This is a genomic window from Thermofilaceae archaeon, assembly GCA_038731975.1.
GTDB lineage: Archaea > Thermoproteota > Thermoprotei > Thermofilales > Thermofilaceae > JANXEW01.
Genome location: JAVYQJ010000031.1, coordinates 1 through 9,308, shown reverse-complemented (window position 1 = coordinate 9,308; position 9,308 = coordinate 1). Strand labels below are relative to the sequence as shown.

The following is a 9,308-nucleotide window of genomic DNA, read 5'->3' as shown; positions in this document are numbered from 1 at the left end:
GTCGATGAAGCCCGCGCGCGTCCTCCTCTCGATCTCAACCGGCTTCAAGCCCTCCTTGATCAAGTGGGGGTTCTCGACCAGCGCGTCGCGGATCTCCTCCTCGCTCCCGTACATCTCCAGCTCCTCCTCGTCCGTTAGCCTGGCGTGCGCCAGCATGAGAACCTCCTCCACTTCAACCACCAGCTCCTCGTGGGGCCGGAGCCTTACAGCCCGCAGAACCAGCTTGCCCTCGCGCAGCTCTGTGGAGATCACGGTGCCCGGAGGCTGCCAGTTCACCGGCTCGTACCCCTCAGGCTTGTGCACCAGCACGCTCCCGTCCTGCTTCACAATGATGACGCGCTCCCCCGGCCCAAGCGTCGAGGAGGCTCGGCCGCTGTACCTCACGCTGCAGCGGGCTATGATGATGCAGACGTGCTTCCCAGCTACAGCTCTCCTGATGCCTGCGGCAGCCTCCTCCATCGAAGGCCTAACGAGAACTTCCACGAAAGTGGCGCAGAACCGAGGGAATTAAACGCAACACTGAACCAGTCAATAACGCGGTGGACGGTCACAGGTGTAGGGCTAGGGCAAGCTGAGCTGCGAGAATGCTGGGACGCCTGACTTGCGTTAGACTTCCACGAGCTCCCCCGGTGGGATGAACCTCCGGTACCATCCCTTCAGCTGCTTCTCGTTGACCACGTGGAGCTCCACAGGTTCTTCAACGTACCTGTAGACTTTGACCATGATTTCGTACTTCAGGTCGACCCTCTCGGTCAGAACTAGGACGTCGATGTCGCTCGCTGCGGTCAGCTCTCCTCGAGCCGCGGAACCGAAGACGTAGACCCTCGCCTCGGGGTCGAAAGTTCTCACTAGCTCCTTAACCCTCCTAGCCGCCAGTAGGACGTCTTCGGGTATCCGGCTCGTCTAGACCACCTTCTCGACTAGCGGCTTGAACTTCTCGACCACGAATCGGTAGAGGCTCTTAACCTCCTTCTCCTCGTAGCTGTAGGGCATGTACCTGGCTGCTACGTAGGCCTCCTCGAGCCTGGCCACGTAGTGCAGGTTCACCTCGTCCTCCACCAGCGTGAGGAGCTCAGGGGCTATCCTGCCCAACTCCCTCACCAGCCTCCTCAAGGAGCGCGTCCTCGGGTAGGAGCCCGTCTTCAGGAGCAGCTTGCACTTGAGAGCGAGCTGGCAGTACTGCTCCAAGCTGAAGGCGGCAAGATCCCACTCCCCGACGCTGATGAGGTGCTCAGCGTTTCGCAGGAAGCCTTCAGCCCGCCTGCAGAGGAGCTTTACCTCCTCAAGCGACAGCTGCACCACCCTCATGACCGTCTAGGCTTGATGATTAATTTTGCGTGGTGTGCGCGGAACGATGAGGATCGAAAGGCGGCGGTACGCATATAACTATGTAGCTATAAAGTTGAATGGTGATGTTGTTGAGGAGGTACGCGACGATCTCTGTCCCTGCTGAGGTGAAGGAGGTGCTGGAGAAGGCGAAGGGGGACATGGAGTGGGGAGAGTTCCTCCTCAAGCTCTACCTGGAGGCTAGGAGGATCAAGAGGGAGAACGCCTTCAGAGAGCTGGTTGAGCTGCTGAGCGGAGAGGATCTTGAGGCGATCGCCCAGTCGTCGGAGGAGTTCAGGAAGGGGTTCGCGCTGGGATGAAGCTGTTTGACACGAGCTGGCTCATCGAGCTGCTCAGGAGGAAGTCGTTCGAGGAGGGCGCGATATCGATCATTACTTTAATCGAAGTACTCAGAGGGGTTCCCGCGGGAAAGCGCGGCGCCGTAAAGAGGCTTCTCGAGGAGAGCTTCGACGTCATCAACCTCGACAACGATGTCGTAAGGGTCTACTGCGAGCTATACGATGAGCTCAAGAAGCGGGGGTCACCTGTACCGGACGCCGACCTACTCATCGCTTCGACAGCGATCGCCCATAACCTCGTGCTGAAGTCTAAGGATAGGCACTTCAAGGAGCTGGTAAGCCACGGCTTGAAGCTGGAGCTTGTCGAATAATTTATGCGAGAAGCCCGCGCGGCTTCCGGGTGCTCTCAGCGGGCTTCAGTGACCATCTCACGAACCTCTTCTAGCGCAATCCTGTCCATATGGACACTGTCAAAGGCATAGGCAGCAGGCTTCTCTAGCAGAACAGCGCGCGGGAGTTAGGTTTATAAGTGGTTTATGACAGGGTAATTTGACAGGTGGCAAATATGGAAGCTCAGAAAATTGAGCTGGTTAAAAGCCTCTTGAGGAGGCTGCACGAGGGGGCGAACGTAGAGGAGTTGAAGAGGGAGTTCAGGCAAGTCTTATCAACGGTGCAGCCCTGGGAGATACCTCTTATCGAGCAGCAGCTAGTGAAGGAGGGGGTACCGATCTCCGAGATTCTGAAGCTCTGCGACCTACACGTGGACCTCTTCCGGGAGTACCTAGCCGGAAGGGAGCTGAGGGAGGTGCCGGAGGGTCACCCGCTGGACCTCCTCCTCAAGGAGAACGAGCTGCTGCTGAAGCTGTCGGAGCAACTGAGCGTTGTAGCCGGAGCCTTGCAGTCCGCGCGCGACGAGGAGTTGAAGCCGCTCTTCGAGCAGATGAAAGCCCTGCTACGCGGCCTGCGCGGGATTAGGATCCACTACAGGAAGGTTCAGATGCTCATCTTCCCCTACCTTGAGAGGAGGGGGATCGTAGCGATCCCCCGGGTTCTCTGGGGCCGCGAGGATGGGGTTATCGTGAAGCTAAGGGCTCTCCTCAAGAGGGTTGAGGGTGAGCTCCCGCCCAGTGAGGTAAGATTGGTGGCCGAGGAGGCTCTGAAGCTGGCTAGAGAAGTGTCGGAGCTCGTCTTCAGGGAGAACAAGATCCTCTACCCCGCTGTTTTCGCCCTCTTCGGCGAGGGTGAGTGGGCCGCGATCGCTGAAGAGGCGGAGAAAATCGGCTACTTGGTGAAGCCCGAGAGAAAGTGGGAGCCGAGGGCGGAGCCCCTGCTCCCACACCAGGTGGACCCCCAGATCAGCAGTGAAGCCGTTGAGAGGCTGCCGCCCGAGTTCAGGGAAATGGCTCTCCTGAGGCTAGAGCCCGACGCGTACCAGCTGAAGCGCGAAGGGGACCTCGACCTAGGTACGGGCTTCCTCACCCCGGGAGAGGTGAAGGGCATCTTCGATGCGCTGCCCGTCGAAGTCACCTTCGCTGACGCGAGCGAGAGGGTCAGGTTCTACTCCGACGGCCGTCTCCCCTCAGTGTTCGTCAGGACGAGGACTATCCTCGGCAGGAGGCTGCTCTTCTGCCACCCACCGCGCCTCGAGAGGCTGGTGAACGAAACCGTGGAAGCGCTGAAGAGGGGCGAGGCCGACTACAGGGAGTTCTGGACGAGGATTGGCGATCGAGTAGTCAGGGTCTTCATCTCTGCTGTCCGGGACAAGGAGGGCAACTACCTCGGAGCGGTGGAAGTGGTTGAGGACTTCACTGAAGCGCTAAAGAATCCGGAGGAAGTGCTGAAGAAGGTGGTGGTGCTCTGATCCCGGTGCTCGAGCTGGGTGCGAGGTACATCACCCCCTACATCATGAGGAGGCTAGTGGAGGCGCTCGTCAATGAGCACGGCCTCAGCAGGGTTAAGGCCGCAGCGGCCCTGGGCATCTCACCTTCGGCGGTGACGCGCTACCTGAAGGGGGAGAGGGGGTCACAGATAGACTTGAGAGACCGCAGCGACGTTGAAGAGCTCATCTCACGCCTAGCCTCTCGAGCCGCCTCACGCCCGCTGAGCGAGCTCGAGCTCCAACTGGAGGTGGCCAGGATCGCGCTGTACATCATGGGTAAGGGGTACGCTTGCCCCTTCCACTTCAGGCTTGAACCCTCACTGAGATCCACCGGCTGCAGGGTTTGCCGAAGCCTCTTCGGCCCCAGCACCCCTAACTCCTCTCCTCCAGCGGTTGAACACCAGCTCTAAGGCCGCCTCCGTGTGAGTCACCAAGATCAGAACGGCTGCCACGGCTGCCACCACGATACAAGCTCCGCCGAGCACTGGGGATATGAAGTGGAGCGGAGTTGCTAGGAGCAGCGAGTCCAGGAGCACTATCAGCTCGAGAGCCAGGAACCTAGTCACTCTGCTCGGGCTGGCTAAGCTGAGGAAATCGACCAGGTTCACGGTCCCCCAGTAGACTTCAACGGCTATCCCCGCGAGGAAGATGAGCGCTACTATGGGCAGTATCTGCTCCGACGAGGGGGCGCTGGCGGCTGGCACGAAGATGGCTATGAGGAACAGCCAGAGGAGAAAGGCGGTTGCGTACGCAACTACCGCCCTACCCAGCTTGGCCGCTGCCTCCTCGTAGCGCTCCCACTCGCCCCCCGCGGCTCTCCGCTCCACACTCTCAGCCTTTGCTCCTCCTCTTCTCCAGCTCGGAAACCCACTCGCTAGCGTATATCTCGGCCAGCCTCGAGAAGGATCTACCCGATCTAACGAGCGTCACGACGGCCCACACGGCCAGGAAGAAGAGGATGACCGCCGAGAGAGCAGGGTGAATGACGTTGATGAAGTCCTTGAATAGGAGGAAGAGGAGGGATGCGACGAGGACGTAGAAGATCCCTCTGAGCCCAGCTCTGTAGCTGCGCAGCTCCTCCTCGCTCGCCCTGTGCCTCAACCCAACCTCGTGCGCCAGGTAGGCCGCCACCGCGTCGATAACGCCCAAGGCCGTCCTGACCATGCTGAAGGTGATCGCCGCGATCGCGATCACGGCGATGAGGCTGATGAGCTGCGGAAGGGGGATTCCGATCAGCGCGTACTCCCTCGAGAGGGGGATGAACACGTACATCGAGAACAGCCAGATGAGAACCGCAACCCCAACGTCAATGACGATTTTCGGCAACCCCTCCCTAAGCTCGTGAACCATCCGGAGGTAGGCGTCAGCGCCCTGAGCCTTCTGCTGCTCGCCCATAAGCGCCCCGTCCCCTCCGCTCGACCGCTGATAAGCATGCCGCTGAATCAACGGTTTTCAGCGTAAAAGCGGCCACGCGGTCCTCGCATCGGGGCGCGAAAGGCATAAAAACCGAGTATTGACAGCGTCAACTGTGATCACGAAGGAGAAGGTCATAGAGGCTCTACGAAAGGTCTACGACCCTGAGATACCGGTCAACATTTACGACCTGGGCCTGATCTACGACGTACGGATCGAGGGGGAGCGAGTTGAGGTTAAGATGACGCTGACGGCACCAGGCTGCCCGATCTCCGCCTTCATGCCGGCAATGGTCGAGGACGCAATCAGAACCGAGCTGCCGGAGGTCAAAGAGGTCGACGTGGAGGTCGTCTGGGATCCACCGTGGACCCCTCTCAGGATGACGGAGGAGGGGAGGAGGAGGATCAAGGAGCTGTACGGCGTGGATATAGTCGAGGAGTGGCTGAAAAGGGCTCAACAATAACACGAGTAACCCTCGCTTCCTGGAAGCCTGTAGGGTATTCGGAAACCTTCAACCTAGGGGAGGAAGACTCCCGTAATGCTATGGGCTAAGCTCCACAACCCATTTACTATCTCGCCCACTAGGTAGAGGAGAGCGGCGAAAACTGCTACTTCTAAGGTCACTTTAAGCAGAAGGATGGAGAGTTCAAGGCTGTCCACGGAGTGTACTAGGTTAGGGAGCCTTCTTAATGCTCTCTCTAGCCTTTCCAGACTCGAAGACACGTTTACGGCTACCATTACTGATTTTTAAAAGTATCTTTCCAGATGAACAAATGGTTAAAAATGCTCTTTGGATCCTTTGAACTAACCGGGCGGTATGGTGAAAGCAGGTTCCAAAAATACTTCCAATAGATGGAAGTAGGCTGCAACAGCGACGAGCATGCCCACCGCTTGGGGGAGGCCGGCTTTAACAGTACCCCTGCTGATCTTGCCGGCGACTAAGCCGCCGACGAACGCTTGTATAGCCGCAGCCATGAAGAACGTCGCCTTGAAGAGTGGAGGGGGAAGAGGTGTTAAAAGCTGCGCAGCTTCCCTGCCGAGCGCTTCCAACGGAGCAATGAAAACTAGCAGAAGGATCGTGGCTACAAGCAGGAAAACAATCAGCGAAACGTAGATGGCGTAGGCGTACGGGGCCATCGTAGCCCTCCTCTCCTCCTCGTAGCTCCTCAGCAGCCCATACATCTCAGCTGCAGCACCCAGAACCTCCCCCACCCTACCCCCGCTCTGGTAGGCTACGAGCAGAAGGCTGGCCGCCCTCTTCAAAGCCGGCGCTGGAATCCGCTTCACAAGCCCCTCGAGAGCACCCTCGAGCGTATCGCCGAGCTCCACTCTGCTTACAACAGTAAGCATCTCGCTCGCTAACGGCCCCCCAACGGATTTGGCCGCTGTCTCCACCGCTCTAACCAGGGGCATGCCGGCGCGAACGCCCTCCTCCACCCCCTCGAAGAAAGCCGGTAAACGCCTCTCAATCGCTTCAACGTACCTCCTGTTCATGAAGCTGACCGCTGCGTAAGGGGTGATAGCTGCCGCAGCCGCCAGGGAGAAGAGGAAGTACACGTCGCTAGCCCAAGCGAGCGTAAGGCCGGGCGCAATCTCCACCGTAACGAGCTCGCGGGAGCCGAGCAGAGCAATAGCCAATGCCGCAGGAACAGCGGCTAGCGTTATGGATAACACGGCTAGCAGGGCCTTAACGCCCCCCTTCACCTCAACGTAAGGCAAGACACCCCACCAGTCTTTGCCAAAGAACAGCACTCAAGTCTAAAACGCTAACGCTCATCGAGGCTACAAGCCTCAGCTTTCAGCAAGCCTCAACACTGTGCCTTTCTTCACTCCGGTAAATCTAAAGGGATTCGCTCACAACAGAGTCGTTAAACCTTCGAGAGTATGCCATCCAGTATGACGAGCGTGGCTGCGGCGGACGCCGGGATGCCCACCACAAGGATGAGCGCGATTATCAGTTGCGGCGGCAGACCCCCCACAGTCCCACCCATCATCGCTATCACTGCGAGCATCACGACGAACATCAGCGGTGCAGCAACCATCAGCGTGACGTACATCTCAGCCACCATCGAGATTGAGTTCACGATGTTCCTCAACTCGTTCCTCTTCATCTCGAGCAAGCGTCGGGCCATGAAGGCCGCGTACTCGTACAGGTTGCCCGCCGTGATGTAAGCGTCCCTGAGACCCGAGAAGAAGAGCGAGAGCAGGATCGAGGGGCTCGCCCTTGCCCTCCTATCGAGAGCCGACAGCACGTCCAAGCCTAGGAGCTTAACCTCCGTTAGGAACAACTCGAGCTCCCTCTTCGTCGCCTTCACTTCCTCAACTTCGGCAACCCTCTCAACGATCGCTTCAAGACCCATCCCGGATGATGCGAGAGCAGCAAAGTAAGCGATAGTGTACGGCAGCCGCGAATCGATACTGACCCCTCTGGAGTACCTCCTGTACACGGGGTAGTAGAGGAAGATGAGCGCGAAAAGCAGTGTGTAGATGACCAGGATAATAACCGTCAAGATGATGGTGAAGGGTAAGGGGTACTTGAACACCAACCCGTGGAGGTAGGCCGTGAGGGCTGTAATAGCCGGCGCTGAAGCGATGTAGGCTAGCAGCCACTTCCCCAGGTAGGATTCGAAAGGCTCCTCGAAACCGGCCGTGTAGTAGATTTCCTTGAAGACTCCAGCTTTCTCGCTCAAGCGCTTAGCGAGGTTTAGAAGCCAGCCCGGAGCCACTATATCACCCGCTAGCGCAAATCGTAGAGCCCTCTTTCGATCGCCGTGTAGACCGCCATCGGCCTCAACGCGTAATCCCTGACAACCCTGCTAACCCTCGCGAAGTCTGTGATTCCCCTCTCAAGGAGGAAGCGCAGCACGGTTTGCCTCCTCTCAATCTCCTCCACGAGCTCGCTCACAGGGATGAAGCGTTCCTCAGCGATGGCGGGTAGGAGCCTACTCTCGCTCACCCTCTCGATCCTGTTTGAAAACGGGTTGTACCTGAAAACCACGTGGCCCTCAAACCCGTTTTCACTCGAAACCATCTCGCGAACCTCTACCACTCTCCTAACTATCGTCTCACCGACTTGAATCCTCTTGATGGTCAGCATCACGTTCATCAGCGGGATGAGGAAGGAGGGGACGTTCATGGGCTCCGACACGAGCCGCTTCACAGCGTACTCAACGTTCTCAGCGTGCATCGTGCACATCCCCGCGTGCCCCGTGGCGATAGCCTGGAAGAGCGTGAAAGCCTCCTCCCCCCTCACTTCCCCCACGATTATGTAGTCGGGCCTCATCCTGAGCGCCGACTTCAGCAGGTCGAACAGGGATACGCTCCTAGCCCACGGGTCCACAGAGGGCCTAGCCACCAGCGGAACCCAGTTCTCGTGCGGCAGGTTGAGCTCGGGCGTCTCCTCGATCGTCACGATCTTAGCCTCGGGTCGGATAAAGGTTGCCACCGCGTTCAGAGTCGTGGTCTTACCACTGGCCGTGGCCCCCACGATCATCAGGCTCTTCCTCGCCTCAACGAGAAGCCAAAGGTACGCTGCAAGCTCGAGCGAAACGGTTCCAAGCCTCACAAGGTCGACGATCGAGAAGGGGATCTCCCTGAACTTCCTGATGGTGAAGGTGCCACCCCTCCTCGAGACCTCTGAGAGAGTTGCATGCAGCCTGTAACCCTCAGGCAGGGAACCCTCGACGACCGGGTTTGCAACGGATATGTGCTTCCCCGCTTTATGGGAGAGCCTCACGATGATCGATTCGAGCTCCTCGGGGCTACTGAAGACGATGTTGGTCGGCAGCGACTCATACCTGCTGTGCCAAACGTAGATTGGAACCCCGACACCGTCACAGCTTATGTCCTCTATCCTCGGATCCCTGATCAGGACGTCGATGGGCCCGTATCCCAGCATATCCCTCCTCACGTAGTAGAACAGCTTATCGAATGCGTCCTCGCCCACGGGAAGCTTAAACTTCCTCACGACATCTCTCACCCTCTCTCTCAAAACCTCCTCCACCCCCTTCCTCCTGATCTCATCGAGAGCCGGCCTCTGGCTCTCAAGCAGCAGCCTTTTTACCTCTGCCAAGGCTTTCATCTCCTGCGTTGTCAAGATCGGCTCCAGCACCCTGTATAGCATCCGCCCCGTCCTCCTATCCCTCGTAACGACGGCGTAGGCGAAGGGTGGTGAAACCTCGTACAGCTCGACAATCGCTTCGCTCTCGGGGATGTAGGTTGAGACGGCAGCTTCCTCTACAACCACAGCTAAGCGATTGGTAACCAATATAAATAACTCACGAATATATACGTGCTAGAGTGGAGGGAATGAGCCGGGATAGGAACATCGCTCTCCACGAAGTCCTCCGAGAGATAGCAGCATCCAACCTGGACGTCATAGAACCCAGCAT

At 58.2% G+C, this 9,308-nt stretch carries 14 protein-coding genes; 5 read left to right on the top strand and 9 right to left on the bottom strand.

Going from position 1 to position 9,308, the window contains the following annotated elements; all coding sequences use genetic code 11:
• From QXF46_08365 to QXF46_08355, 3 genes are all read right to left on the bottom strand, one after another.
• A partial coding sequence (locus QXF46_08365; protein ID MEM0226870.1) for an endonuclease NucS occupies positions 1-483 on the bottom strand: 483 nt, incomplete at its 3' end.
• Positions 484-606: 123 nt separating this feature from the next.
• A complete protein-coding gene (locus QXF46_08360; protein MEM0226869.1) occupies positions 607-876 on the bottom strand; it encodes a nucleotidyltransferase domain-containing protein in 270 nt (89 codons plus the stop codon).
• 27 nt (positions 877-903) lie between these two features.
• Positions 904-1,308 carry a HEPN domain-containing protein gene (locus QXF46_08355; protein ID MEM0226868.1) on the bottom strand — a complete coding sequence of 135 codons (405 nt, stop codon included), beginning with the start codon at positions 1,306-1,308 and terminating at the stop codon, positions 904-906.
• Positions 1,309-1,412: 104 nt separating this feature from the next.
• Here QXF46_08355 and QXF46_08350 point away from each other — a divergent pair, with 104 nt between their 5' ends.
• The 4 genes from QXF46_08350 (at position 1,413) to QXF46_08335 (ending at position 3,914) form a co-directional block, all read left to right on the top strand.
• Positions 1,413-1,646 carry an antitoxin VapB family protein gene (locus tag QXF46_08350; protein MEM0226867.1) on the top strand — a complete coding sequence of 78 codons (234 nt, stop codon included), beginning with the start codon at positions 1,413-1,415 and terminating at the stop codon, positions 1,644-1,646.
• Positions 1,643-1,996 carry a type II toxin-antitoxin system VapC family toxin gene (locus QXF46_08345; GenBank protein MEM0226866.1) on the top strand — a complete coding sequence of 118 codons (354 nt, stop codon included), beginning with the start codon at positions 1,643-1,645 and terminating at the stop codon, positions 1,994-1,996. The genes QXF46_08350 and QXF46_08345 overlap by 4 nt, the downstream gene beginning before the upstream one ends.
• A 194-nt stretch (positions 1,997-2,190) precedes the next feature.
• Positions 2,191-3,486 carry a DUF438 domain-containing protein gene (locus tag QXF46_08340; GenBank protein MEM0226865.1) on the top strand — a complete coding sequence of 432 codons (1,296 nt, stop codon included), beginning with the start codon at positions 2,191-2,193 and terminating at the stop codon, positions 3,484-3,486.
• Between the two features lie 5 nt (positions 3,487-3,491).
• The gene (locus QXF46_08335) at positions 3,492-3,914 is read left to right on the top strand and encodes a helix-turn-helix domain-containing protein (GenBank protein ID MEM0226864.1); all 423 of its coding nucleotides are present in this window, start codon (positions 3,492-3,494) and stop codon (positions 3,912-3,914) included.
• On the opposite strand, the gene QXF46_08330 is transcribed toward QXF46_08335, so the two are convergent.
• Entirely contained in the window at positions 3,822-4,331 is a 510-nt protein-coding gene (locus QXF46_08330) for a hypothetical protein (protein ID MEM0226863.1), read from the bottom strand. The genes QXF46_08335 and QXF46_08330 overlap by 93 nt on opposite strands.
• A gap of 4 nt (positions 4,332-4,335) precedes the next feature.
• Positions 4,336-4,899: a hypothetical protein gene (locus tag QXF46_08325; GenBank protein ID MEM0226862.1), complete on the bottom strand. Its 564-nt coding sequence runs from the start codon at positions 4,897-4,899 to the stop codon at positions 4,336-4,338.
• A 133-nt stretch (positions 4,900-5,032) separates the two neighbouring features.
• Between QXF46_08325 and QXF46_08320 the strand changes: the two genes are divergently transcribed.
• Positions 5,033-5,380, top strand: coding sequence for an iron-sulfur cluster assembly protein (locus QXF46_08320; GenBank protein ID MEM0226861.1), 348 nt, complete (start codon positions 5,033-5,035; stop codon positions 5,378-5,380).
• Positions 5,381-5,433: 53 nt separating this feature from the next.
• Here the strand turns inward: QXF46_08320 and QXF46_08315 are convergent, their stop codons facing one another.
• The 4 genes from QXF46_08315 to QXF46_08300 all read right to left on the bottom strand — a co-directional run bounded on the left by QXF46_08315 (position 5,434) and on the right by QXF46_08300 (position 9,163).
• The gene (locus QXF46_08315; protein MEM0226860.1) at positions 5,434-5,640 is read right to left on the bottom strand and encodes a hypothetical protein; all 207 of its coding nucleotides are present in this window, start codon (positions 5,638-5,640) and stop codon (positions 5,434-5,436) included.
• A gap of 81 nt (positions 5,641-5,721) precedes the next feature.
• Positions 5,722-6,636: a type II secretion system F family protein gene (locus tag QXF46_08310; protein ID MEM0226859.1), complete on the bottom strand. Its 915-nt coding sequence runs from the start codon at positions 6,634-6,636 to the stop codon at positions 5,722-5,724.
• Positions 6,637-6,785: 149 nt separating this feature from the next.
• On the bottom strand, positions 6,786-7,643 hold the full coding sequence (locus QXF46_08305) for a type II secretion system F family protein (GenBank protein MEM0226858.1): 858 nt from the start codon (positions 7,641-7,643) through the stop codon (positions 6,786-6,788).
• An 11-nt stretch (positions 7,644-7,654) separates the two neighbouring features.
• On the bottom strand, positions 7,655-9,163 hold the full coding sequence (locus tag QXF46_08300) for a type II/IV secretion system ATPase subunit (GenBank protein ID MEM0226857.1): 1,509 nt from the start codon (positions 9,161-9,163) through the stop codon (positions 7,655-7,657).
• Positions 9,164-9,308: the final 145 nt, after the last annotated feature.

Excerpts from the sequence above, each read along its gene's own strand:
- QXF46_08325 (MEM0226862.1), bottom strand. The coding sequence starts at position 4,899 with ATGGGCGAGCAGCAGAAGGCTCAGGGCGCTGACGCCTACCTCCGGATG.
- QXF46_08345 (MEM0226866.1), top strand. The coding sequence starts at position 1,643 with ATGAAGCTGTTTGACACGAGCTGGCTCATCGAGCTGCTCAGGAGGAAG.
- QXF46_08355 (MEM0226868.1), bottom strand. The coding sequence starts at position 1,308 with ATGAGGGTGGTGCAGCTGTCGCTTGAGGAGGTAAAGCTCCTCTGCAGG.
- QXF46_08340 (MEM0226865.1), top strand. The coding sequence starts at position 2,191 with ATGGAAGCTCAGAAAATTGAGCTGGTTAAAAGCCTCTTGAGGAGGCTG.
- QXF46_08350 (MEM0226867.1), top strand. The coding sequence starts at position 1,413 with ATGTTGTTGAGGAGGTACGCGACGATCTCTGTCCCTGCTGAGGTGAAG.